General features: G+C 65.6%; 20 protein-coding genes. 14 read left to right on the top strand and 6 right to left on the bottom strand.

Translation table 11 applies throughout. From position 1 onward, the window contains the following. Positions 1–2 precede the first annotated feature (2 nt). Together ACIBL3_RS02550 and ACIBL3_RS02555 are read left to right on the top strand one after the other, a co-directional pair. Positions 3–1,004, top strand: coding sequence for an alanine racemase (locus ACIBL3_RS02550; RefSeq protein WP_396351385.1), 1,002 nt, complete (start codon positions 3–5; stop codon positions 1,002–1,004). Between the two features lie 207 nt (positions 1,005–1,211). Beyond that, the gene (locus ACIBL3_RS02555) at positions 1,212–1,877 is read left to right on the top strand and encodes an AIM24 family protein (RefSeq protein ID WP_396351386.1); all 666 of its coding nucleotides are present in this window, start codon (positions 1,212–1,214) and stop codon (positions 1,875–1,877) included. Positions 1,878–1,895: 18 nt separating this feature from the next. On the opposite strand, the gene ACIBL3_RS02560 is transcribed toward ACIBL3_RS02555, so the two are convergent. After that, positions 1,896–2,261: a VOC family protein gene (locus tag ACIBL3_RS02560; protein WP_396351387.1), complete on the bottom strand. Its 366-nt coding sequence runs from the start codon at positions 2,259–2,261 to the stop codon at positions 1,896–1,898. A 116-nt stretch (positions 2,262–2,377) separates the two neighbouring features. On the opposite strand from ACIBL3_RS02560, the gene ACIBL3_RS02565 reads away from it, so the two are divergent. Next, a complete protein-coding gene (locus tag ACIBL3_RS02565) occupies positions 2,378–3,100 on the top strand; it encodes a methyltransferase domain-containing protein (protein WP_396351388.1) in 723 nt (240 codons plus the stop codon). Here ACIBL3_RS02565 and ACIBL3_RS02570 read toward each other — a convergent pair. Further along, positions 3,097–4,251 (bottom strand): NAD-dependent epimerase/dehydratase family protein, encoded by a 1,155-nt coding sequence (locus ACIBL3_RS02570; RefSeq protein WP_396351389.1) that lies wholly within the window; start codon positions 4,249–4,251, stop codon positions 3,097–3,099. The genes ACIBL3_RS02565 and ACIBL3_RS02570 overlap by 4 nt on opposite strands. Positions 4,252–4,410: 159 nt before the next feature. On the opposite strand from ACIBL3_RS02570, the gene ACIBL3_RS02575 reads away from it, so the two are divergent. Continuing rightward, complete coding sequence (locus ACIBL3_RS02575) at positions 4,411–4,911, top strand: GtrA family protein (protein ID WP_396351390.1); 501 nt, start codon at positions 4,411–4,413, stop codon at positions 4,909–4,911. Here the strand turns inward: ACIBL3_RS02575 and ACIBL3_RS02580 are convergent. Both ACIBL3_RS02580 and ACIBL3_RS02585 read right to left on the bottom strand, forming a co-directional pair. Next, positions 4,811–7,030, bottom strand: coding sequence for a glycosyltransferase family 2 protein (locus ACIBL3_RS02580; protein WP_396351391.1), 2,220 nt, complete (start codon positions 7,028–7,030; stop codon positions 4,811–4,813). The genes ACIBL3_RS02575 and ACIBL3_RS02580 overlap by 101 nt on opposite strands. Next, complete coding sequence (locus tag ACIBL3_RS02585) at positions 7,027–7,926, bottom strand: NAD-dependent epimerase/dehydratase family protein (RefSeq protein WP_396351392.1); 900 nt, start codon at positions 7,924–7,926, stop codon at positions 7,027–7,029. The genes ACIBL3_RS02580 and ACIBL3_RS02585 overlap by 4 nt, the downstream gene beginning before the upstream one ends. A gap of 171 nt (positions 7,927–8,097) precedes the next feature. Between ACIBL3_RS02585 and cutA the strand changes: the two genes are divergently transcribed. After that, positions 8,098–8,433, top strand: a complete 336-nt coding sequence (gene cutA / locus ACIBL3_RS02590; protein WP_396351393.1) for a divalent-cation tolerance protein CutA — start codon at positions 8,098–8,100, stop codon at positions 8,431–8,433. Here cutA and ACIBL3_RS02595 read toward each other — a convergent pair. Next, complete coding sequence (locus ACIBL3_RS02595; RefSeq protein ID WP_396351394.1) at positions 8,402–9,877, bottom strand: hypothetical protein; 1,476 nt, start codon at positions 9,875–9,877, stop codon at positions 8,402–8,404. The genes cutA and ACIBL3_RS02595 overlap by 32 nt on opposite strands. Before the next feature lie 236 nt (positions 9,878–10,113). Here ACIBL3_RS02595 and ACIBL3_RS02600 point away from each other — a divergent pair, with 236 nt between their 5' ends. The 5 genes from ACIBL3_RS02600 to ACIBL3_RS02620 all read left to right on the top strand — a co-directional run bounded on the left by ACIBL3_RS02600 (position 10,114) and on the right by ACIBL3_RS02620 (position 12,605). Continuing rightward, positions 10,114–10,314: a hypothetical protein gene (locus ACIBL3_RS02600; protein ID WP_396351395.1), complete on the top strand. Its 201-nt coding sequence runs from the start codon at positions 10,114–10,116 to the stop codon at positions 10,312–10,314. Then, a complete protein-coding gene (locus ACIBL3_RS02605; protein ID WP_396351396.1) occupies positions 10,298–10,726 on the top strand; it encodes a hypothetical protein in 429 nt (142 codons plus the stop codon). Before ACIBL3_RS02600 ends, ACIBL3_RS02605 begins: the two co-directional genes overlap by 17 nt. 318 nt (positions 10,727–11,044) lie before the next feature. After that, positions 11,045–11,305, top strand: coding sequence for a hypothetical protein (locus ACIBL3_RS02610; RefSeq protein WP_396351397.1), 261 nt, complete (start codon positions 11,045–11,047; stop codon positions 11,303–11,305). A gap of 18 nt (positions 11,306–11,323) precedes the next feature. Continuing rightward, positions 11,324–12,163 (top strand): DddA-like double-stranded DNA deaminase toxin, encoded by an 840-nt coding sequence (locus tag ACIBL3_RS02615; RefSeq protein ID WP_396351398.1) that lies wholly within the window; start codon positions 11,324–11,326, stop codon positions 12,161–12,163. Positions 12,164–12,173: 10 nt separating this feature from the next. Next, complete coding sequence (locus ACIBL3_RS02620) at positions 12,174–12,605, top strand: Imm1 family immunity protein (RefSeq protein ID WP_396351399.1); 432 nt, start codon at positions 12,174–12,176, stop codon at positions 12,603–12,605. A 74-nt stretch (positions 12,606–12,679) separates the two neighbouring features. Here ACIBL3_RS02620 and ACIBL3_RS02625 read toward each other — a convergent pair whose 3' ends face one another. Continuing rightward, positions 12,680–13,096, bottom strand: coding sequence for a TnpV protein (locus ACIBL3_RS02625; protein ID WP_396351400.1), 417 nt, complete (start codon positions 13,094–13,096; stop codon positions 12,680–12,682). Positions 13,097–13,243: 147 nt separating this feature from the next. Here ACIBL3_RS02625 and ACIBL3_RS02630 point away from each other — a divergent pair, with 147 nt between their 5' ends. The 4 genes from ACIBL3_RS02630 (at position 13,244) to ACIBL3_RS02645 (ending at position 23,509) form a co-directional block, all read left to right on the top strand. Beyond that, positions 13,244–14,707, top strand: coding sequence for an N-6 DNA methylase (locus ACIBL3_RS02630; RefSeq protein WP_396351401.1), 1,464 nt, complete (start codon positions 13,244–13,246; stop codon positions 14,705–14,707). Positions 14,708–14,784: 77 nt separating this feature from the next. Next, positions 14,785–15,858 carry a restriction endonuclease subunit S gene (locus tag ACIBL3_RS02635; protein ID WP_396351402.1) on the top strand — a complete coding sequence of 358 codons (1,074 nt, stop codon included), beginning with the start codon at positions 14,785–14,787 and terminating at the stop codon, positions 15,856–15,858. Position 15,859: 1 nt separating this feature from the next. Further along, positions 15,860–19,264 carry a DEAD/DEAH box helicase family protein gene (locus ACIBL3_RS02640; protein ID WP_396351403.1) on the top strand — a complete coding sequence of 1,135 codons (3,405 nt, stop codon included), beginning with the start codon at positions 15,860–15,862 and terminating at the stop codon, positions 19,262–19,264. Positions 19,265–19,609: 345 nt separating this feature from the next. Further along, the gene (locus ACIBL3_RS02645; protein ID WP_396351404.1) at positions 19,610–23,509 is read left to right on the top strand and encodes a GH92 family glycosyl hydrolase; all 3,900 of its coding nucleotides are present in this window, start codon (positions 19,610–19,612) and stop codon (positions 23,507–23,509) included. Positions 23,510–23,596 lie beyond the last annotated feature (87 nt).

The following is a 23,596-nucleotide window of genomic DNA, read 5'->3' on the forward strand; positions in this document are numbered from 1 at the left end:
CCATGCCCCTAGTCCTGCACGTCGATTCCGATCGATGGCGCGAACATCTGCGTTCCACGTGGAACCCCGACATCGTCCCGGTCGCCAAGGGCAACGGGTACGGCTTCGGCAACCACCGGCTGGTGGCCGAGGCGCGTGCCCTCGGCGCCCGCACGGTCGCGGTCGGCACCTACTTCGAGGTCCCGCCGGACCCGCGTGAGGACATCGTCGTGCTGTCGCCGTGGCGGCCGTTCCACGAGATCCCGCAGAGCAAGAACGTGATCCACACGGTCAGCCGACTGGCCGACCTGGTCTCGATCCCGGCCGGCAGCCGGGTGCTGATCGAGGTGCAGACCTCGATGCGGCGGCACGGAATCGGCGCCCGCGAGCTGCGGCACACGATGCTGCTGAACGCCCTCGACCGGATCCGGTTCGAGGGCTGGTCGCTGCACTTCCCGATGGGCGCCGGTGGTACGTCGGCCAACCTGAGGGAAGCCGCGGAGCTGGGCAAGGCAGCCCTGGCCGTCCGGCGTGGACCGCTCTGGGTCTCGCACGTACCGGCACAGAAGCTCTCCGACATCGGCGAGGACGTGAAGCTGCGGATGGGCACCGGGCTCTGGCTCGGCGACCGCGGCGCGCTGTCCGTACGGGCGACCGTGCTCGACGTGCACTCGGTCCGTCGCGGCGAGCGGGTCGGCTACCGGCAGCGCCGGGTCAGCGGTGACGGCCACATCCTGGTGGTGTCAGGCGGGACGGCGCACGGCGTCGGCCTGGAGGCGCCGACCGCGGCGGCCACCGTTCGCCAGCGCGCGATCGCAATGGCGAAGGGCAGCCTGGACGCGGCCGGGATGGCGCTGTCGCCGTTCACCATCGAAGGCAAGCAGCGCTGGTTCGCCGAGCCCCCGCACATGCAGGCCAGCATGCTCTTCCTGCCGTCGACCGTGGCGCCGCCCGCCGTCGGCGACGAGGTAGGCGTCGACGTCCGCTACACCACGACGTCGTTCGACAAGGTGTCGATGGACTGAGGATTAGGGCGTGTCTCCCAACTCCGCGCCGTAGCGAGCAGGTGCTCGGTGCGGTGCATCGGCGTGCTGGAGCGGAGGTCTCGATGCGGAGCATCGTGGCCTTCGGGCCAGTGCGGCGAGGTGCCGTGCCGAGTGCCGCGCAGTAGGCGCGGAGTTGGGAGACACGCCCTAGGCTGGCGGCATCATTCCCGGTCGGAGGGGGACGACGTGCGAAGTTCGGTTTTCGGCAATCTCGACGGACAGCAGGTGCCCGGGGGCTTCGGGCTGGAGAACAGGAAGATGCTGCGCGTCCAGTTGCCTGACGAGGTGCTGGCCAAGCAAGGCTCGATGGTCGCCTTCCAAGGGCGGATGGACTTCGACTACCAGGGCGCCGGCGGGCTCGGCAAGATGTTCAAGAAGGTCGCGACAGGCGAGGGCATGTCCTTGATGCGGGTTCGTGGAGACGGGCTGCTCTACCTTGCCGACAACGCCGACGACATCCAGCTGTTCTACCTGGAGAACGAAGGGCTGACCGTCAACGGGCGGAACCTGCTGGCGTTCCAGCCACAGCTCACCTGGGACATCCAGCGGGTCCAGGGGGCCGGGATGGCAGCCGGTGGGTTGTTCAACACGACCGTGACGGGGACCGGGTGGGTGGCGGTGACCACGCACGGCACGCCGGTGCTGCTCGACGTCGCCCGCATGCCGACGGCGGCCGATGTCCAGTCGGCGGTTTGCTGGAGCACCGGGCTCAAGGTCGGGGTCAATCGGACCATGAAGGCGGGGGCATTGATCGGACGGGGCAGCGGGGAGGCCGTTCAGCTGGCCTTCACAGGACAGGGGTTCGTCCTGGTACAGGCCAGCGAAGGCGCGCCCATAGTCACCTCGTCATGACAACCTGCTGACCCGCACTCAGGCAGGCGAGGCGAGGTCGACGATGGTGCCGTCGGGGCAGCGGAGGTAGGACGTGACCTGCCCCCACGGCGACTTCTCCGGCTCCTGCAGCGACTCCGCACCGGCCTCGACCGCCCGCTGGAAGTCGCCCTCGACGTCCTCGCTGGTCAGCGAGAGCTCGAAGGCGACCGCACCGGGTTTGCCGATCTCGCGCAGGTGGCGCTGCCCGACGGCGTAGGTGGCGAAGTGCACCTGGGTGCCGCCGGCGTCCACCATGCCGGCGCCGTTGTCCCAGTACGTGCCCTTGAACCCGAACGCACGCTCGAAGAACTCGATCGAGGCCTTGGCATCCTCGACGTACACGATGGTCTTGGCGAACTTCATGACTCGACTCCCGGTTCGACTCAGCGGCGGGACCGTCCCGCCACCCAGCCTGACGCATGTGGGCGCGCAAGTGTGACAGTTGACTTCAGGTGGACCTGAAGTTTCAGCCTGGGACCATGAGCTTTCTGGAACGGATCGAGGAGCGTCCCGGAGCAGCCGAGCTCCGGGCGGAGTCGCACCGGTTGCTGGACCTGACCAGCGGCGCTACCTGCGTCGACGTCGGCTGCGGCGCCGGCCACGCGGTCGCCGACCTGACCGCCGCCGGGCTGAAGGTGACCGGGGTGGACGCGGACCCGGAGGCGATCGACGCCGCCCGGATCCGGGTCCCCGAGGCGATGTTTCACGTGGCACATTCCGACGACCTGCCGCTCGAGGACGCGTCGGTGGACGGCTACCGGGCGGTCCGGCTCTTGCACCTGCTCGAGGACCCGGTGCCGACAGTGACCGAGGCCTGGCGGGTGATCCGCCCGGGCGGGCACGTCGTGCTCGGTGGCCAGGACTACGGCTTCCTGCTGATCGACAGCTCTGATCAGGATCTGACTGACGTCGTACTGCTCGGTCTCGAGTCCCGGTCGGTGTCGCCGCGGGCGGCTCGCAGTCTGCGGGACCTCCTGCTCGATGCCGGGTTCGACGAGGTCGAGGTCGTCGTCCACACCGAGGTGGTCACCGACCATGGGTTGCTGGCCGGGCAGCTCGAGTCGGCTGCTGCTGCGGCGGTCGAGAAGGCGCTGATCACGCAGGAGGACGCGGACGGATGGCTGGCCGAGCAGGCGGACCGAGGCCGGCGTGACCGCTTCCTCGCCATACTCCCGACCCTCCTTGTCACCGGCCGCCGTTAAGTCTTCAGGTGCCCGCGCCAGCGGACCGTCGGGAGTAGGGCGGCGGGGTCGACGCGGTCCTTGTTGGCGGCGACGATGTCGAACATCGAGTCGATCAGCGTGTCGGACAGCAGGTGCGGTTGCAGTCCGAGGCCGACCAGGCCGGTGTGCTTCACGTTGTAGTAGTGCTCGGCCTGCTCGACCCGTGGGTTGTCGAGGTGCTCGACCTGGACCGGGCCCGGGAAGCACTCCGCGACCTTGTCGGCGAGCTGGGAGACCGAGTAGCTCTCGGTCATCTGGTTGAAGACCCGGAACTCGCCGGCGTCGGCAGGGTTCTCGACCGCGAGCTGGATGCACTCGACGGTGTCCCGGATGTCCAGGAAACCGCGGGTCTGGCCGCCACTGCCGTACACGGTCAGCGGCTCGCCGAGCACGGCCTGGATGACGAATCGGTTGAGCACGGTGCCGAACACCGCGTCGTAGTCGAACCGGGTCGCCAGCCGCGCATCCCGCACGGTCTGCTCGGTCTGCTGGCCGTAGACGACGCCCTGGTTCAGGTCGGTGACGCGCATCCCCCAGATCCGGCAGCCGAACTCCAGGTTGTGCGAGTCGTGCACCTTGCTCAGGTGGTAGAACGAGCCCGGCTTCTTCGGGTAGAGCATCCGGTCCTTGCGCCCGTTGTGCTCGACCTCCAGCCAGCCTTCCTCGATGTCGATGTTCGGGGTGCCGTACTCGCCCATCGTGCCGAGCTTGACCAGGTGGATGTCCGGGTTGGTCTCGGCCACGGCGTACATCAGGTTCAGCGTGCCGACCACGTTGTTGTGCTGGGTGTAGACGGCGTGCGCGCGGTCGATCATCGAGTACGGCGCCGCCCGCTGCTCGGCGAAGTGCACGATCGCCTCGGGCTCGAACTCGCGCACCACCTGGTAGACGAAGTCGGCGTCCAGCAGGTCACCGGCGTACGCCGCGATCCGCCGGCCGGACACCTCTTCCCATGCGGCCACCCGGGTGTCGAGGTCCTGGATCGGCACCAGGCTCTGCACCCCGAGCTCCTGGTCGAAACCCCGGCGAGCGAAGTTGTCGAGGACGGCCGTGTCGTGGCCGCGGTCTGACAGATGTAGTGCTGTCGGCCACCCTAGGTAGCCGTCACCGCCCAGGACGAGTACTCGCACGGCTCGGCCGCCTTCCTTGAAGGGATGTTGGCTTTCACTGTCTTTCCTATCCCGAGTACCCGCTCCCCTAACGTGATCGGGCCCACTAGGAAGCTGGGAATTGGCTATGAATTCGCAAGCAGGGGACGGCGTTGGGTGCGGGGGTGCACAATAGGGCCAATGCGTACGCTGACCAAGGTAATCAGCGGATTCGGCGTCGGCCGGACCCGTTTGTTGCTGTGGGCGAAGTATTCGGCGGCCTCCGTGGTCGCCACCGTGCTCAGCCAGGCGGCGTTCGCGCTCTGTTACTGGTTCGGTACGGCGCCGCTGGTCGCGACCCTGGTCGCCTGGGTGACCGGCACGATCCCGAGCTACCTGATCAACCGGCACTGGACCTGGGGGCACCGCAACCCGAGCGGTCGCGAGCTGTTGCCATACGCAATCATCTCGGTGGTGTCCGCCGTGCTCGCGGCCATCGTCACCACGGTCACCGACAACCTGGTCCAGGACCGGATCGCCTCGCACGCCTGGCAGACCGTCCTGGTCAGCGGCTCCTACCTCGCCACGTACGGCGTGCTGTTCATCCTGAAGTTCGTGCTGTTCGATCGCTACGTGTTCGCCAAGAAGCCCGCGCCGGCGTCCGCCGACTCGACCGAAGCACGTACTCCCGTAGCCACGTAGTCGTCATCACCCGCGCGTAGTTCGCGCCGTACACCAGACCCGGGCCCTTCTTGCTGGTCCCGTCGCCACGGCGCCGCATCGTCATCGGCAGCTCGACCACCCGCGCGCCGAGGGCGAGTGCCCCGAGCAACAACTCCGACGACTGGTACTGCGGCTCGCGCAACGTCACCGCGGTCGCCAGCTCGGCACGCATCGCGCGGAACCCGAACGACGTGTCGGTCAGCTTCCGCCGGGTCAGAATCGACGCCAGTACGGCGAAAACCCGCACCCCGACCCAGCGGAGTCGGCTGTCCGCGTCCTCGGCTCCGAGGCGACGCGACCCGGTGACGAAGTCGGCCCGGTCGTCGAGGATCGGTTGCAGCAGTACGTCGAGCTCGTCGTTGTCGTACTGCCCGTCGGCGTCGGTCGTCACGACGTACTGTGCTCCGCCCTCAGCGGCCAGGTGGTAGCCGAGCCGGAGCGCTGCGCCCTGACCGCGGTTGCTCGGGGCAACGCACACGTTGGCGCCGTGCCGGCGGGCGACGTCGGCGGTGTCGTCGGTCGCGCCGTCAACCACGACGAGGACGTCCACCGGAAGACCCGAGCAGGTGCGCGGCATGTTCGTCAGCACCGGGCCGATCCCGCCGGCCTCGTTGTACGCGGCAATGACCACGACGATCGGCGCGAAGGACTGCTGCCCGAAGTCCTTCACGGCAAGGGAATCCACGTCGTCCGGGTAGTCGGCCATCGCGGGACGCGCCTGGTCCTTGCCGAGCAGCGCTCGCAGTCCGATCGCTCCTGCCAGCGGGAAAAGCACCAGACCGGGCAGCTGGTAGCGCCAGGAGAACTCGAAGGCGGCCGAGCCCAGCAGCAGGATCACTCCAGCCGCTACGGGCAGCAGTGCGGCGGACCGGAGCCCGGATGTCTTGGCGCGGCCCAGACCAGCCACTGCGGCCAGTGCGATCAGCACACAGATCCCCAGCAGGGTTCCGGAGGTGTAGCCACCGTTCAGCTGGTATGCACGCAGGATGACGGCCGGCGCATGCGCTACCTGCGGTTCCGAGCCACCCCACTTGACCGCAGCCTTGGCGGTATTCGGGTCCTGCAGATTCGGATAGGTGGTCTGGAACTGCCAGCGCTCCAGCGGCACGTCGTCAGGCGACGTGGTCCGCGTCGGCGCGAAGCCCTTGGCGAAGTCCTTCAGCGCAGCCCAGGTGACGTCCAGCGGCTGGTGCCGGATGACCAGCCGGGCGAACTCCGTGGCCAGCTCCTGCTTGGTGGTGCCAGGTGGAAGCGGTCCAGGCCAGTTAGGGTCGCCGTAGTGGTTGTGCGCGTACTTGTCGACACCGAGACGCTCGCCGAGTGGCTCCTTCGGGCAGAACAGTCGGGTGCCTTCGTTGAGCGGCAACTTAGAGCAGTCGGCGACCACAGCGGTCCTGCCGTACAGCACCTGGTTCTCGGCACCGGTGAAACCCCACCGGTCCGTCTCCGCGTGGAAATAGACCGCATAGGCGGCGAACACCACTGCGAACCCGGCTATCGCTGCCGCGGTACGCCGTACCAGCTCGAGCCGGCGGCGGCGCCAGGCGTTGCCGACGACGACCAGGTAGAGGACGGCTGCGATGAGCAGGGTCAGACCGATGGTGCGGACCGCGAAGGCGGCGCCGAGGAGCAGACCGGCCGCAAGCGCACGCTTCCAGCCGGGGACTCCCCAACCGAGGAGCAGCCAGAGAACGGCGACGAGCAGTACGTCGAAGGTGGTCTCCGCCATGATGTTCTGCTCGATCTGCACCTGGTAGGCGTCGAGCAGGATGGGTGCGGCGGCCAGAGCGGCCAGCCAGCGGTAGACGTTGAGCCGACGGGCCAGCGCGTAGATGGCTATGCCCAGCAGCAGCCCGACCAGGTGTTGCACGATGACGACGAGGGTGAGTCCGCCCAGACTGACCAGCGGCCGCAGCGGGAACTCGTAGCCGATGGGGTTGAGCTCGTTGGGGCTCAGCGCCGCCATGTTGTTGAGGTACTGCACCGAGTCCGTGTAGATGATCGCCGGCCGGTAGGCGATGGTGGCGAGCACGCGCAGGACGGTGCCCGCCACCAGGAAGACAGCGAGCAGCCAGTGCGTCCTCAGGACGCGCTTCACCTGGACTGGAAGTACTGCCACGTGCGGGCGAGCCCGTCTTCCAGCGACACCGCCGGCTCGTAGCCGAGGTCGTTCGTGATGTCGACGACCACCGCCGGCATCTCCCCAGCCGGCGCGTCGATGTGCTCGGCCGGGACCGGGCGGCCGGTGACCGCGCGGACCGCCTCGACCATCTCCAGCACCGACACGGACCGACCGGATCCGATGATCGCGCGACCGTCGTACGCCTTGTCGAGGGCGAGCATGACGCCGGCGACGACGTCGTCGATGTAGACCAGGTCGCGGCGCTGCCTGCCGGCGCCGTAGATCCGGACGCCCTCGTCCGTGAGCGCCGCCCGCATCATCCGCGGCACGAAGCTGTCCTTGTGCGACATGCCCGGTCCGTACACGTTCGTGAACCGCAACGCGGCGGTCGCGAGGCCGTAACTGCCGGAGTACGCCGAGAGCAGCATCTCGCAGGCCGCCTTCGTCGCGCCGTACGGCGTGAGCGGCCGAAGCGGCAGGTTTGCGTTGATGGTCGCCGTACCGACGTCGCCGACGACGGCGTTGGTCGACGCGAGGATGAAGCGGTCCACCCCGCTGCCGCGGGACAGCTCCAGGAGGACCTGGGTGATCGTCACGTTCTGCGCGAAGGTCTGCATCGGGGCGTCGACCGAGCGCAGCACCGAGGTGAGCGCGGCCAGGTGGACCACGGCGCTCGGGCGGGTCTCGAAGGCGGCGATGCAGACCTCCTGGTCGGCCAGGTCGCCGGTCACCACGTGCACGCCCTCGTCCCAGGACGGGTCCGGTGGCTCACGATCCACTGCCGTCACCGGGACTCCCCGCTGCCGCAGGCCGGCCACCACGGCCCGCCCGATGAATCCGGCCGCCCCGGTCACCAGCACACGTTCGTCCATGCCTTCAACCTACCGGCGCCCTAAACCCCCGGCCACCGTCGTCTCTCACGAGGAACCACCCGGACACAACGCGTCACTCGCGGCCTTGCACAGCGCGGCTGCCTGGGAGTAATGCGAAGCCCCTGCCCGCCTCACTAGGCTGAGGACACCGCAATCAAGGGAGCTGCCACCATGCCCGACGCCGCCTATCTCGTAGGCATCACCACGACCGACAGCGAAGATGCCGCGGCGACGCTGGCTGAGGGTCTGGTGCGCAACGAACTGGCCGCCTGTGTGCAGATCTCCAGCCCGATCAAGAGCGTGTACCGCTGGAAGGGCGAGATCGAGACCGACACTGAATGGCAGCTTTGGATCAAGACACGGTCTGACCTCGCCGATACGGTGACAGCCTGGATCCGGGAGCATCACAGCTACGACGTGCCAGAATTGGTCTTCATGCCCGTCACCGCCGGCAACCCCGAGTACCTCAAGTGGATCATTGACGAGACGCGCTCAGTCCAGCCGTAATCTGACGCCGCAGCCGCAAGGCCGGCGTCGTAGCGGTCGGCAGGCTGACCGCTAGGTCCTCAAGCTTCTTGCGCGCGAAGTTGGCCTCGGTGCGCGTCACAATGCGGATCGCCCCTTGACTGAGGTCACCGGCTTTCTCGAAGTCTTGGGCATGCGCTGCCGCCGTTGCCAGCTCGGCCAGGATGAGACCGCGGACTTTGTTGTCACCGAGCGACAACGAGCCGAGCAACGAGCTCGCTGCCGCGTCTGCCTCACGGTGATTGAGACGCGTGTAGGTTGCGACGGTCGAGCTGCCAAGGCGGCTGGCCGTGAAGAAGCCGGTCCACGGGCGCTCAGTGCGCGGGCTGGCGAAGTCGAATGCCGTCATGGCCCGGTCCAGCGCGCGGAGCGAAAGTGTCGTTTGGCCGAGACGGGCCGTCTCCTCGGCCAGCCGAACAGCGATCCATGACCGCGTGGCCGGCGCATTCATACCGCTAACTGCCGACTCGGCCCGCTCGAGCATGCCGACCGCGGACCGGCCGTCCCCGCGACCGGCGGCGAGGTAGCTCCAGTAACCCAATGCGCAAGCAGCGAGAGCGCCATCTCCAGTCTGGCTCGCGAGCTGCAATGCTCGCCGCCAGGCGTTGATCGCCGGCTCCGCAGAGCCCAGGTCGAAGTGCATCCAACCGAGGAGTGCGTCGCTTTCGCCCATCGCCACAAGCAGGCGATCGCGCAAGGTTGCTTGCTGCGCGTTTGAGAGCAGCGAGTCGAGCATGTGACGGTGCTTCTGGAGGTCGGCCAAGATGTCACGAGCCGGCCGGGTTTCCTCAGCCGTGTAGAACTCGGCCGTCCGGTCCTCGACGAGCTGGACGGTCGTGCGGTCGACGGCGCGACCACGTAGCACGCTGTCGCTTAGTCGCTGCCAGGGGGTGTCGGCGAGCCAACTGGACCCAGCGGCCGCGACCGCGCTGGCTGCCTTGAACAAGTCTCGACGGCGCATGTCTGTTCCTTCGTCGTCGGGAGGTCTACTTCCTTCCAGGTTAGAGACTTCTTCAATGTCTTTACATGCATGCGGCGCTTGTTCGGACAGGTTGAACCAGAGCAGTCGTTGCGGGATGTGCAATGCCTTGGCCCAGCGGTCAAGCTTGTCCAGATCGTGCACGCCCGTGGCGCTGCGTTCGATGCGACTGACTTGTCCCTGCGTCAGACCCAGCCACGCGCCGACATTGGCCTGAGTCGGCTCAGGACGTTGTAGCTTGCGATAGGCGAGCAGCAGTTTGCCAAAATTGCGCTCGGCGGCGGCCTCTTTGAGCGCGGCACCGTCCCAGAAGCCGTCTGGCAGCTCGGGCGCATCGAGCGCCAGTTCCGGGGCACGCCGCTGGCACGGCCCACACTGGTCATCGCGGTTATCCGCTGCCAGGTATGCACCACAGGACCGACAAGCTCGCCGCTCGGGCCGCGTCACGTCTCCAACACTACCCGTGACGACTGCTCGATATGTATGCGACGCATATTCCGCCCGGCGCATATGCATCGCCGTCGTTTCCCATCACCGAGCGTCATTGGATGGTTGTCCTCCGATAACCGACCCAGTCGAACGGGGACGAGGGCTATGCATCACCTGGCGTGGGGCTTATGGATCGCTGTAGCAGCCTGCTACATCGGCATCATCCGGGACATCGCCCGGGAGGTGCGCGGCGGATGACGACACTTGCTGCGGCACCGCAACCAACCGCCCGTCGCGTCCGGGTCTGGTTCGGTGAGCACGTCATCGCTGACTACACCGCGGTGCCGGAGAAGGCGATCGAGTACCAGGCGGGCATGACGCGGCGCTTTGCCAGTCTGCGTATCACCATCGAGCCAGCGGATGCGGCGGTGGACCTCGATGCCGACCGCAGGTGATGGGCCAGCGCCTCCGGCGCTGGCTGGCACGCATCTGGCAGCGCCTAAACGACACCTTTCGCCGCTGGAGGGACGAAGGCTGAACGGCTTCGCCAAAGGCTTCACCCGGCCGTTGCTGCTCGGCTACCTACGTCGGGACTTGCTGGTCGTGGAGAGCCAGGTCGGCGAGCTCAAGCGGGACATGGCCGCCTATGCCGAAGCGGAAGGCTTCACGATGGGCCATATCTACGTAGAGCGCCCTGACAGCTGGCTCGCCGCCTTCGAGGCGCTGACAGAGTCGATCGGCCGCTACGACGTGACCGCGGTCGTGCTTCCGAGCCTGCTGCACTACGTCGGCATCGGCATGCCGACCGATCGACGCGGCTGGTTCGAGCACGCCACTGGCGCTCGCGTCTTGGTGCTCACCCCATGATCCGGCGGAATCGGTGGCGAGTCGTCCTCAGCCCCTCGTGTGCAGAAGATCGCTGCACAGCCATCTATTCCGCCTCAACTGTCCCTGTCCGAGTAGCTCCCCCGAGTCCCGTGCGACCCCTGACTCGGGCAGGGACCCCGAAAGCCGGCTGCCCCGGCGCTGAGCACGCGAGTCGCACCGGGGCAGCCGTTCCAAAGCACCGACGCCCGACGGGGTCCTCGGTATCGGCTGGCCGGATGGTTGGGCGCACGCCGCCTGGGCGAAAGGCCATCCGGTCAGCCTCCCTCCACCAATAACCGCCACGAGTGAGGCAGGCATATGTCCCAAGTCGAACAAATGAAAATGCAGCTCCACGGTCTGGCCGACCAGTCGCGCCAAGGCGCGGCCAGCCTGGCGGGCTTCAAACAGCGCTTCGAGCAGTCCAGCCAGCAGGTACAAGCTCTCATCCGCGGGACGGCGACGCGGGCCGACCATGACATCGCGACAATGCTGGACGCGGCCGCCAAGTCTGTTGACCAAGCAGTCCAGTCGTTGCAGATCGCCGAAGCCGGGTGCCGCAGCTACGCCGACCAGATTTAGCCGACCGAGGTCGTACGCATGCCTTCCGAACTGCAGCGGGTCGCTGAACAGCTGCTCGCCTGCCTGAACGAGGCGCCACGGGCGGTCGGCTACTTGCATGACCGGGCCAGGAAATGCCGCGAAGCCGCAGCATGGATCGGTAGCACGAGCAACAACCCGAGCGCCCACATGGCCGCCATGCAGCTCGACGACGCCGCACGACGCTGCGAGGAGGCCGCCCACTACATCACACTCGCTGAGGCTCGAGCCAAGCACTGGGTCGAGCAGATGGTGAGTGGCGTCCGAACCGCCGAGCCCAGCGACGGTTCGACGGGTGAACGGCCGCTTGGTCGAGGTGGCAACACGCGGCGCGCGGAACGCCGGCAGGACGACAAGCCAGAAGCAGGCAGGCCTGACAAGCCCGCGGTAGCCGGCGATGAGACAAGCCCGCCGGACGAACTGCCAGCGCCAAGACTGAGCGAGGATGAGGTCCGCCGGATTCTCGACCGGTTGCCGGTACGGAAGCCAGGCGACAAGACGAGAGGCGTGTGGCGCGATGATGACGGTATCGAGCACGACCTCGTCAGTGGTAGGCATGAGGACGACTTCGATGCAGCGCAACGCCACGCGGAGAGGCTGGGGATAGTTCGCAAGCCCCATGGGATAACGACGGCCGCCGACGTCGAACTGAAGTTCGCGATGCGTATGCGGAGAGAGGGAATCCGGCATGCCGAGATTATCCTGAATAACAAACCTTGCGAGGGTCAACTCAGCTGCGATGAGCTGCTGGACCGCTTCCTCCCAGACGGCGCTAGCCTGACGGTCTACGGTCCCAACAACTTCAAATGCATCTACCCAAAGCGCCGACAACAGGACTGATTGGATAGCAATGGCACATAGCGCAAAGGCGTACTTCAAGCACGGGCACGGAGACGATCCGGTCAGCTTGTCCAATGCCGAGGACGTCGACAGATTGATCGAAGACTTGCTGGCTGAATCTTGGGAAAACTCGGTCGCTGCCATCTACGTCAACGACCGTCTGAACCAGGCTGGTGTCCCCGACCATGAACTCCTTGTCGCTGTCGACTACGACACCAGGACAACCGGCTCCCTGCGCTACATGGGAGACGACGGGGTCTACTTCAGCCAGGGCAAGGACCACAACAGTGATCCGGCCTTGTACTACTACATGGGAAGCGATCGCGAATTCCCACGGGCAGCAACGCTGCCACTCGCAGATGTTCGCACTGCGGTCAAGGAGTTCCTAGCAGGTGGAGGTAAGCGGCCGAGTGCTATCGAGTGGCGTGAGGCTCACAGTTAAATCGATCTACATTCAATAACCTAACAGCCAGAAAGCCACCATTGCTCGCCCCATCAGAGAACTGCCCACTGACGTCAGCGGGTGGTCGGGTCCGGCTCGTCCAGGGTCTGTCTGGTCAGATCGTGGATGTCCTGGATCGTCTGGTTCAGATCCCGGTAGGACGCTGCCGTCTCCTCGTCCAGGTCCTGAGGTTCGTTCTCGGGCTTCTGGGAATAGAGCAGTTCCTTCAGGACAATCTCCTCGGCCTGGTTCCGGGCCGCGTTCAGCCGGCCGAGCTTTGCTAGGTATCCCTCATCCGGCTGGTCCGGTCCGGCCAACTGCGGCGTCAGGTCGGTCACCTGATCCTGGATCTGCTCACCGAGGTCGCGGAAGTGCTCGTCCGGGTCCTCCAGTTCGGCGTACCTGGTCGACAGGTGGCTGCGATAGTAGGTCATCGCAATGTCCCCATACTGGTTCACGGCGTGCTCCCTCGACTTCGGGCTGATCTTCATTGCGCGGATGCCAACCTGAGATGAGACGTTGACGAGACCACGCCCGCACAGTGTCCTCAGTCACTTCATACAGGATCCAGAAGTCACCGACGTGCTCCAGGTGCGCGACGCTGTACGGTGGCCGTGTCGCTGAGTAACCTGACGTCCGTGATTACGGGTGAGCTGAAGAGCAAGATCGATCGTGTTTGGGACTCATTCTGGTCCGGGGGGATCAGCAACCCGCTGGAGGTCATCGAGCAGATCACGTACCTGCTCTTCATCCGGCGACTGGACGACCTCCAGACCCTGGAGGAGAACAAGGCTCGCGTGGCGACAGGTGGCGTCGTCGAGAGCCCTGTCTTCCTGCCGGGTCAGGAGCATCTTCGATGGAAGCGGTTCAAGGACGACGAAGCTGCGGCTATGTACGAGCTCGTCGCCGGGGAGGTCTTCCCGTTCCTTCGGACGCTCGGAGGTGACGGCTCCACCTACAGCGAGCACATGAAGGACGCCCGCTTCACCGTCCCGACGCCGGCGTTGCTGTCGAAGGTCGTGGACATGCTCAACGACATCCCGATGGCTGACCGCGACACCAACGGCGACCTGTACGAGTACCTGCTCTCCAAGATCGCCAACGCCGGTGTCAACGGACAGTTCCGCACCCCGCGCCACATCATCAAACTGATGGTCGACATGACGGCGCCGAAGCCGACTGACGAGATTTGCGATCCCGCATGCGGGACGGCCGGCTTCCTCGTTGCCGCATCGGAGTACGTACGCGAAAAGCATCCCGCGACGCTCACAGACGCCGCTCAGCGGAAGCACTTCCATCAGTCGATGTTCCACGGCTACGACTTCGACTCGACGATGCTGCGAATCGGCAGCATGAACATGCTGATGCACGGGGTCGAGTCGCCTGACATCCGTTACCGCGACTCCCTCTCCGAGGGAGCGGCCGGCGACGCCGAGAAGTACACCCTGATCCTGGCAAACCCGCCGTTCGCCGGCTCGCTGGACTACGACTCGACGTCCAAGGATCTCCAGCGGGTGGTGAAGACCAAGAAGACCGAACTGCTCTTCCTCGCCCTCTTCCTCAAGCTGCTCAAGTCCGGCGGACGCGCGGCCGTCATCGTGCCCGACGGCGTGCTGTTCGGCTCATCCAAGGCCCACAAGGACCTCCGCAAGACCCTCGTCGAGGATCAGAAGCTCGATGCCGTGGTGAAGCTGCCGTCAGGCGTCTTCAAGCCGTACGCCGGTGTGTCCACCGCAATCTTGTTCTTCACCAAGACGAACTCGGGCGGCACGGACGACGTCTGGTTCTACGACGTCCAGGCCGACGGCTATTCCCTCGACGACAAGCGCAATCCGGTCGAGGCCGACGACCTCCCCGACGTCCTCACGCGTTGGGCAGCTCGCACAACGACAGAGCGCGACCGCGAACGCACGGAGCAGTCGTTCTGCGTCCCGAAGACCGATATCGTTGCTCAAGGCTACGATCTCTCGCTGAACCGCTACAAGGAGATCGTCCACGACGAGACCGAGCACCGCCCACCACTCGAGATCATCGCCGACATCGAGGCTCTCGAAGACGAAATCGCCAAGGGCGTCGCGGAGTTGAAGGCGATGCTCTCGTGAAGACGGTCGCACTCGGGGACCTAATCCGACCCGCGAAGGTGGCCCGAGCAGGTGGTCGTGAGTATCCCCTCCTATCGATGACGATGCACGTCGGCTTGGTTGACCAAAGCGTCAAATTCAAGAAACGCGTCGCTAGCGACGATGTCTCCGATTACAAGGTGATCAGCCGAGGCCAACTGGTCGTGGGCTTCCCCATCGACGAAGGCGTCCTTGACTTTCAGACTCTGTATGACGAGGGGATTGTCAGCCCAGCTTACGGAGTTTGGGATCTAGCGGATGAGGAACTCGTCCACCGTCCTTACCTGAAGAAGTTCCTGCGATCCAACCCGGCCCTGGCTTACTACAAGGGGAAGCTCAGAGGGAGTACGGCTCGACGGCGCTCACTGCCCGCCGAGGTCTTCTTGGCTCTGCCGGTACCACTCCCGACTCTCGCTTCTCAACGGCGTATCGCTGCGATACTCGACCAAGTCGATGCCATCCGCGCCAAGCGTCGCGATGTCCTCGCCAACCTCGACGCCCTCCCCCAGTCGATATTCCACGACATGTTCGGAGACCCAGTCGATAATCCGAAGGGCTGGTCGATGCGTCACCTTGGTGACGAGGCTCACTCGATGCAATATGGACCGCGTTTCCACAACGAGTCCTACTCAGAGCACGGCGTACGCATCGTACGGATCACCGACCTCAACCAATCCGGTCAGTTAAATTTCGACGGCATGCCAAGAATGTCCGTCACAGATGAGGAGAGGCGCAAGTTCGAACTGTCACCGGGCGACATCGTCTTTGCGCGTACCGGCGCAACTGTCGGGAAGCTCGCGATTATTCGTGACATCGATCCTCCCAGTATCGCAGGGGCATACTTCATTCGAATTCAAGTCAGTCGAAATGTGTTGCCAGAGTTCGTCGCGGCAGTGCTGCGGTCGAGGAGCGTGCAATCGATCATCTGGGTCAAGTCGCACCAATCAGCACAGCAGAACTTCAGCGGCCCGGGCCTCCGTGCGCTGCCCCTCCCGATTCCGCCGCTCGGTCTACAACGGGAGTTCGTCGACCGGACTGAGTCCGTGCGTGGAGCGCGGGCACGTTTTCGGGCGGACTCCTTCGGCGAACTCTTCGCCGCACTCCAGTCGCGCGCATTCCAGGGTGAGCTCTGAGATGGGGAACTTTGACTTCGTGCATGTGACGTTGCCGAAGGTGTATGGAGATTGCGCGAAGGCTGAGTCGTACTTGTCCTCGGATCCTCGGTCGGCTTGCTTCTATGGGCGTCGCGCCGTTGAGGTGCTCGTCGGGCATCTCTTCGACGTGCTCGCGCTGCGGGTGCCGTACAGGAACGACCTTAAGGCGCGGACCAACGATGCGGCGTTCAAGGCCATCACAGGGAACGGGATCAACCAGAAGCTGAACCTGATCCGCACACTCGGCAACACCGCTGTCCATGACACGCGACCCGTTCCGCCAAAGGTGGCGCTCGATGCGTTGCGTGAGCTTCACCATGTGATGGTGTGGGCGTCGTTCCACCACTCTGCGAGACCGGAGGCCGTGCCGACGCGGGCACAGTTCGATCCGGCTCTCGCGGCGAAAGCGGCGCCGTTGTCTCGCGAGGAGGTGGTCGCACTCGCTAGCAAGTTCAAGGCTCAGGACGAAGCGCATGCGAAGGCGCTCGCCGAGCGGGATGAACTTGCCGCGGTCAAGGACGCCGAGATCAGTGAGCTCAAAGCTCGGATCGCCGCAGCACAGGCCGCGAACACGAAGACCGACGACCGCGACTACTCCGAGGCGGAGACGCGAGACCTGTTCATCGATGTACTCCTGCGCGAGGCGGGCTGGCCGCTGGTTCAGGAACATGACCGGGAGTACGAGGTCGTCGGCATGCCGAATGCCAACGGCAAGGGATACGTCGACTATGTACTTTGGGGCGCCGACGGACTGCCATTGGCAGTGGTTGAGGCGAAGCGCACCAGGAAGAGTGCTCAGGTCGGGCAACAGCAGGCCAAGCTATACGCCGACTGCCTGGAGGCACAGTTCGGTCGGCGGCCGGTGATCTTTTACACCAACGGATACGAGCACTGGATCTGGGACGACGCAGCGGGGTACCCACCACGTGAGGTGCAGGGGTTCTACACCAGGGACGAACTGGAGCTGATGGTTCAGCGGCGACAGACTCGGCAACCCTTGTCGGGCGCTGCGGTCAACACCGAGACCGCCGGCCGTGCGTACCAGGTCCGTGCGATCAAGGCTGTGGGAGACGCCTTCGACAAGAAGCAGCGTGAGGCGTTGCTTGTGATGGCGACGGGCTCCGGTAAGACCCGCACTGTCATCGCGCTCGTGGAGCAACTGATGCAGGCGAACTGGGTCAAGCGGGTCCTGTTCCTCGCCGACAGAACGGCCCTGGTCAATCAAGCGGCGAATGCGTTCAAGACTCATCTGCCCGCCGCAACGACGATCAACTTGGTGACGCACAGGGTCACCGACGGACGGGTCTACATCTCGACGTACCCGACGATGATGAACCTCATCAACGAGATCGATGACGCCGGCCGCCGGTTCGGGCCGGGATACTTCGATCTGATCGTCATCGACGAGGCCCACCGGTCCGTGTACGCGAAGTACGGGGCAATCTTCGAATACTTCGACGCTATGCTCGTCGGCCTGACCGCCACCCCGAAGGATGAGGTCGACCACAACACGTACCGGCTGTTCCACCTGGAGGATGGCGTCCCGACGGATGCCTACAGCCTTGACGAGGCTGTTGAAGCCGGCTACCTGGTACCTCCGAATGGCGTATCGGTCGGGACGAAGTTCCTCCGCTCCGGGATCAAGTACGACGATCTGAGCGAGGAAGAGAAGGACCAGTGGGACGCCTTGGAGTGGGGCGAGGACGGGCCACCTGACGAGGTGGGAGCCGAGGAACTCAATCGGTTCTTGTTCAACGAGGACACAGTCGACAAGGTCCTTGCGACGCTGATGACCGAGGGTCGCAAGGTTGCCGGTGGGGACCGAATCGGCAAGACGATCATCTTCGCCAAGAGCCAGCAGCATGCGAACTTCATCAAGGAGCGCTTCGACCTCAACTGGCCGGAGTACGCCGGTCATTATGCGCAGGTCATCACCCACAGCACGACGTACGCTCAGTCTTTGATCGACAACTTTTCGATCAAAGACAACGCGCCGCACATCGCGATCAGCGTCGACATGCTCGACACTGGGATCGACGTACCCGAGGTTGTCAACCTCGTGTTCTTCAAGTTGGTGCGATCGAAGACGAAGTTCTGGCAGATGATCGGCCGCGGCACTCGGACCTGCGAGGATTTGTTCGGGCCGGGCGAGGACAAGCAGGACTTCCTGGTCTTCGACTTCTGCGGCAACCTCGAGTACTTCAGCGAGGATCTGCCCGGCACCGACGGCTCGACCCAAAAGTCGCTGACCCAGCGGATCTTCGAGACCCGGCTCGGCTTGGTGACTGCGCTCGACGGCGTCTCGATCGAGCCTGAGCTGCGGACCTCGGCGGCGAGGCTGTTGTACGAGTTCGTCGCCGGGATGAACCTCCACAACGTACTCGTCCGACCGCACCGGCGGGCTGTCGAACGCTTCTCGACGTGGGCCTCGTGGGGTGCACTCGCCCCCGAGGACGCCGAATCGGCGCTGGCCCTCGCCGGGTTGCCCTCAATGGTCAGGGAGGACGATGAGGACGCCAAGCGCTTCGATCTGCTGATCCTGCGAAGGCAGCTCGCCCAACTGGAGCACGATCTTGTGACGGCCGAACGCATCCGCGAGACCGCTCAGGCGATCGCGTCGGCGCTCCTGGCGAAGACGAGCATTCCTTCGGTCGCCGAGCAGGCCGTGTTGTTGGAGGCGGTGGCAGGTGACGAATGGTGGATCGATGTTCCACTTCCGATGCTCGAGGTCGCTCGACTCCGCATCCGCGGATTGGTCCAGTTCGTCGAGAAGACCAGTCGCAACCCCGTGTACACCGACTTTGAGGACACACTTGGGGATCCCACTGAGATCCGGCTGCCGGGGATCACTCCTGGCACCAACTTCGAGCGGTTCCGGGCCAAGGCTGCCGCTTATCTCAAGCAGCACGAGGACCACGTCGCTCTGCAGCGCCTCCGCCGCAACAAACAGTTGACGCCCGCGGACATCGCCTCGCTCGAAGACATGCTGCTCACAAGTGGCGCCGGTCAGGAAGCGGAGATCCAGCGGGCCGTCGAACAATCACGCGGCCTCGGGTTGTTCATACGCCAGCTCGTTGGACTCGACCGAGAAGCCGCGATGGAGGCGTTCGGTACCTATCTCGACACAGGCAGGTTCACTGTCGAGCAGATCCGGTTCGTCAACTTGATCATCGAGGAGCTGACCACGAACGGGGTCGTGGAGCCCCGACGCCTCTTCGAATCGCCGTACACGGATCACGCGCCGACTGGCCCCGACCTCCTCTTCCCCAAGGATCACGTCGCGGTCATCGTCAACATCCTCGATCAAGTGAAGTCACATGCACTTCCGACCGACCCAGCAGACCGGTCTCAGGCCATTTCACCAATTCCCCGAGATGCCTGCTGATATCTGACCTGTCCCCTGGTGGGGCAAGCTCACCCTCGGAGCGAACCGACGGCGACGAGATCTTGACCGGGAGTGATCGGCAGGAGAGGATTCCGGCCAGACGCGGGCTGACAACCTTGTCATCGGGGCCGCGTAGAAACCACTGGCGGGCGGCTGGTGTCGCGGGGTGGCTGTGTGGTTCCCGTGGCCGTGGCCGTCGTGCCGGTCCGGCCGTTGCAAGGAGCGTGAATGAATCTCCGCCGCCCATTGGGGCTCGTCGCGTCTCTCGGACTGGTTATGACAATGTCCTCTGGTATGACGCCAGCGAATGCCGTCCCACCAACGACCTCGGAAGCGCACCCTGTGGTGACCGGTTCTTCGTTCTTCACCTCGTTCGAGCCGGGGCAACCGCAGCCCGGCTACACCGACACGGTCGAGACCGGGCCGGACGGGAAGCCGCGCACCGACGGTGTCCGCGGCCCGACGCCGACCGGGATCGGCGGCAGCGAGATGGACAAGGTCACCAAGGTGACCGCGAACGGCGAGAACACCGGGGGCGGTGAGATCGCCACCAACGCCGCCGACGGGGACAAGTTCACCAAGTGGCTCGTGTTCGAGCCGACCGGCTGGCTGGTCTACCAGACCTCGGCCCCGGTGGTGATCCGCAAGTACGCGCTCACCTCGGCCAACGACGCCGACGACCGGGACCCGCAGAACTGGACCGTCTCCGGCTCCAACGACGGGACCACCTGGACCACGCTGGACACCCGGACCGGCGAGAGCTTCGAGAACCGGTTCCAGACCAAGGAGTACAGCTTCTCGAACGAGACGCCGTACACCTACTTCAAGCTGGACATCACGCTGAACCACGGCGAGAACATCGTCCAACTCGCCGACTGGTACCTGTCGAACGGCGCCCCGCTGCCGCCACCCGGACCGGTCGTCGAGTCCCGGCTGGACTCCGGCCCGACCAGCGCCTACAACGCCCGCGCCCGGGTCGGCTACACCGGCGTCAAGTCGTTCCGGTACGCCGGCCACCAGACCGCCGAGGGCCGTGGCTACAGCTGGAACCGGATCGCCGACGTCGACCTGAAGATCGGCAAGGACACCCGGCTGTCGTACCGGATCTTCCCCGAGCACACCGAGGGCGACCTCAGCTACCCGAGCACGTTCGCCGCGCTCGACCTCGCGTTCTCCGACGGCACGTACCTGAGCGACCTGAAGGCGCGCGACCACCACGGGTTCGAGCTCAGCCCGCGCGGTCAGGGCGACGCGAAGGGCCTGTCCACGAACCAGTGGAACAACATCGAGGCAGACCTCGGCCAGGTCGCCGCCGGCAAGACGGTGACCCGGATCCTGGTCGGCTACGACAAGCCGTCCGGCCCGGCCGAGTTCCGTGGCTGGGTCGACGACATCCGGATCGCCGCCGCGATCAACCCCGACCGGGCCGCCCAGAAGACCGCGGCCAAGCACCCGTCGGACCTGGCGATCACCACCCGCGGGACCAACTCGACCGGTGGCTTCTCGCGCGGCAACAACTTCCCGGCGACCGCCGTACCGCACGGCTTCAACTTCTGGACGCCGGTGACGAACGCGGGCTCGACGTCCTGGATGTACGACTACGCCAAGGGCAACAACGAGGCCAACAAGCCGACCGTCCAGGCGCTGTCGATCAGCCACGAGCCGAGCCCGTGGATGGGTGACCGGCAGACGTTCCAGGTGATGCCGTCGACGGCCGCGACCCCGACCGCGGACCGGAAGGCGCGGGCCTGGTCGTTCAGCCACGACAACGAGATCGCCCGGCCGTACTACTACGGCGTCACCTTCGACAACGGCAACGCCGCCGAGATCGCGCCGACCGATCACGCGGCGCTGCTGCGGTTCTCGTTCCCGGCCGGCAAGGCGTCGCTGGTGTTCGACAACGTGAACAACAACGGCGGCCTGACCCTGGACCCGGAGACCGGCGTCGTCACCGGCTTCAGCGACGTCAAGAGCGGCCTGTCCACCGGCGCCGGGCGGCTGTTCGTGTACGGCGTCGTCGACCAGAAGGTGACTGCCTCCGGCAAGCTGTCGAACGGCGGCGGCGCGAACGTCGGCGGGTACTTCGGCTTCGACCCGAAGGTCACCCAGGTCCAGCTCCGGATCGCGACCTCGCTGATCGGCACCGAGCAGGCTCGCAAGAACCTCGAGCTCGAGCTGCCGGCCGGGTCGAAGTTCGGCCAGGTCAAGGACGACGCCCAGGCCCAGTGGGACGCGAAGCTGCGCACCATCGAGGTCGAGGGCGCGACCGCCGACCAGCTGACCACGCTCTACTCGAACCTCTACCGGCTGTTCCTCTACCCGAACAACGGCTCGGAGAACACCGGCACCCGCAAGGACCCGGTGATCAAGTACGCGTCCCCGACCTCGCCGAAGGTGGGCACCGACACCCCGACCACGACCGGCTCGAAGATCGTGGCCGGCCAGACGTACGTCAACAACGGCTTCTGGGACACCTACCGGACTGTGTGGCCGGCGTACTCGCTGTTCGCCCAGGACTCCGCGGCCGACCTGGTCAACGGGTTCGTCCAGCAGTACAAGGACGGCGGCTGGATCTCCCGCTGGTCGTCCCCGGGGTACGCGAACCTGATGGTCGGCACCAGCTCCGACGTCGCCTTCGCCGACGCCTACCTGAAGGGCATCGAGGGCATCGACGTCCAGGCCGCGTACGACGCCGCGCTGAAGAACGCGGCCGCGGTCCCGCCGTCGCAGAACGTCGGCCGTAAGGGCCTGGACCTGTCCACGTTCAACGGCTACACGGCCAACACCACCGGTGAGGGCTTCAGCTGGTCGATGGACGGCTACATCAACGACTTCGGCATCGCGAACATGTCGAAGCGGCTGTACGACACCGCGAAGAAGAACGACCCGCGCAAGCAGGAGTACCTGGACAACTACAAGTACTTCCTGAACCGGGCCCGCAACTACGTGACCCTGTTCGACCCGGCGCTCGGCTTCTTCCAGGGCAAGGGGCCGGACGGCGTCTGGGGCAGCTCGCCGAGCACCTTCGACCCGCGCGACTGGGGTCACGACTACACCGAGACGAACGCCTGGAACATGGCGTTCTCGACCCCGCAGGACGGCGCCGGCCTGGCCGCGATCTACGGCGGCCGCGACGGGCTGGCGAAGAAGCTGGACGAGTTCTTCAGCACGCCGGAGGACGCGCTGCACACCGGCGGGTACGGCGGCACCATCCACGAGATGCTCGAGGCCCGCGACGTACGGATGGGTCAGTACGGGCACAGCAACCAGCCGTCCCACCACATCGCGTACATGTACGACTTCGCGGGTCAGCCGTGGAAGACGCAGGAGAAGGTGCGCGAGGTGCTGTCCCGGCTCTACCTGGGGTCCGAGATCGGGCAGGGGTACCCGGGTGACGAGGACAACGGCGAGATGTCCGCGTGGTACCTGTTCAGCATGCTCGGGTTCTACCCACTGCAGGTGGGCGCTCCGACGTACGCGATCGGGTCGCCGCTGTTCACCAAGGCGACGGTGCGGCTGGCGAGCGGCAAGAAGTTGGTCGTCAGTGCACCCGGCAACGACGCGCGGAGCGTCTACGTCAAGGGTGTCCGGGTGAACGGCAAGAAGTGGACCTCGACCGCGCTGCCGCACGAGCTGATCGCGAACGGCGGCAAGATCGAGTTCGAGATGACCGACCAGCCGTCGAGGTGGGGCACCGGCCGGAACGACGCTCCGCCGTCCATCACCACGCCAGGCGAGGACCCAAAGACCTGGCAGGACTCCACGTCGGACGAGGGCGCCGTGGTCGGCTCCGGCGGTCTGGACGTGACTGCGCTGACCGATGACGACGCCAAGACCCAGGTCACGCTGACCGGCGCGAACCCGACGATCACGGTGGCGCTGCCGCAGGGCCGCCCGGTCGGGATGTACACGCTCACCAGCGGGGCCACCGGCACGGCGCCGTCGAACTGGGTCCTGGAGGGGTCGAACGACGGTACGACGTGGTCGCCGGTGGATCGCCGTACCGGGGAGAAGTGGGCCTGGGCGTCGTACACCCGGTCCTTCGCGATCGCCTCACCGAAGGCCTACACGCAGTACCGGCTGGTGCTGACCAGCGCGGGCGCGGACGGCGTCACGCTGTCCGAGCTCGAGCTGCTCGGGACGCTGAAGGGTGTCGAACCCGGAACGCACCCGAGCGACAAGCGGGCCGCCCAGACCAAGCCCAGCCCGACCCCGTCCCAGTCGATCGACCGGAACTACGGGTAAACATCAGCGGGGCGGTGGCTGGTGGCCGCCGCCCCTGCTGGACGATTTCCGGCGGAGCCTGCCCCTGAAAGGTTCCGCCGGGTGAGT

The sequence above is a fragment of the Kribbella sp. NPDC050124 genome (assembly GCF_044460355.1).
Taxonomy (GTDB): domain Bacteria; phylum Actinomycetota; class Actinomycetes; order Propionibacteriales; family Kribbellaceae; genus Kribbella.

Bases quoted from the DNA above. Each gene is read 5' to 3' on its own strand.
- ACIBL3_RS02550 (WP_396351385.1), top strand. From the start codon at position 3: ATGCCCCTAGTCCTGCACGTCGATTCCGATCGATGGCGCGAACATCTG.
- ACIBL3_RS02560 (WP_396351387.1), bottom strand. From the start codon at position 2,261: ATGAAGTTCGCCAAGACCATCGTGTACGTCGAGGATGCCAAGGCCTCG.
- ACIBL3_RS02565 (WP_396351388.1), top strand. From the start codon at position 2,378: ATGAGCTTTCTGGAACGGATCGAGGAGCGTCCCGGAGCAGCCGAGCTC.
- ACIBL3_RS02575 (WP_396351390.1), top strand. From the start codon at position 4,411: ATGCGTACGCTGACCAAGGTAATCAGCGGATTCGGCGTCGGCCGGACC.
- ACIBL3_RS02585 (WP_396351392.1), bottom strand. From the start codon at position 7,926: ATGGACGAACGTGTGCTGGTGACCGGGGCGGCCGGATTCATCGGGCGG.
- cutA (WP_396351393.1), top strand. From the start codon at position 8,098: ATGCCCGACGCCGCCTATCTCGTAGGCATCACCACGACCGACAGCGAA.
- ACIBL3_RS02600 (WP_396351395.1), top strand. From the start codon at position 10,114: ATGACGACACTTGCTGCGGCACCGCAACCAACCGCCCGTCGCGTCCGG.
- ACIBL3_RS02605 (WP_396351396.1), top strand. From the start codon at position 10,298: ATGCCGACCGCAGGTGATGGGCCAGCGCCTCCGGCGCTGGCTGGCACG.
- ACIBL3_RS02610 (WP_396351397.1), top strand. From the start codon at position 11,045: ATGTCCCAAGTCGAACAAATGAAAATGCAGCTCCACGGTCTGGCCGAC.
- ACIBL3_RS02615 (WP_396351398.1), top strand. From the start codon at position 11,324: ATGCCTTCCGAACTGCAGCGGGTCGCTGAACAGCTGCTCGCCTGCCTG.
- ACIBL3_RS02620 (WP_396351399.1), top strand. From the start codon at position 12,174: ATGGCACATAGCGCAAAGGCGTACTTCAAGCACGGGCACGGAGACGAT.
- ACIBL3_RS02625 (WP_396351400.1), bottom strand. From the start codon at position 13,096: ATGAAGATCAGCCCGAAGTCGAGGGAGCACGCCGTGAACCAGTATGGG.
- ACIBL3_RS02635 (WP_396351402.1), top strand. From the start codon at position 14,785: ATGACGATGCACGTCGGCTTGGTTGACCAAAGCGTCAAATTCAAGAAA.
- ACIBL3_RS02640 (WP_396351403.1), top strand. From the start codon at position 15,860: ATGGGGAACTTTGACTTCGTGCATGTGACGTTGCCGAAGGTGTATGGA.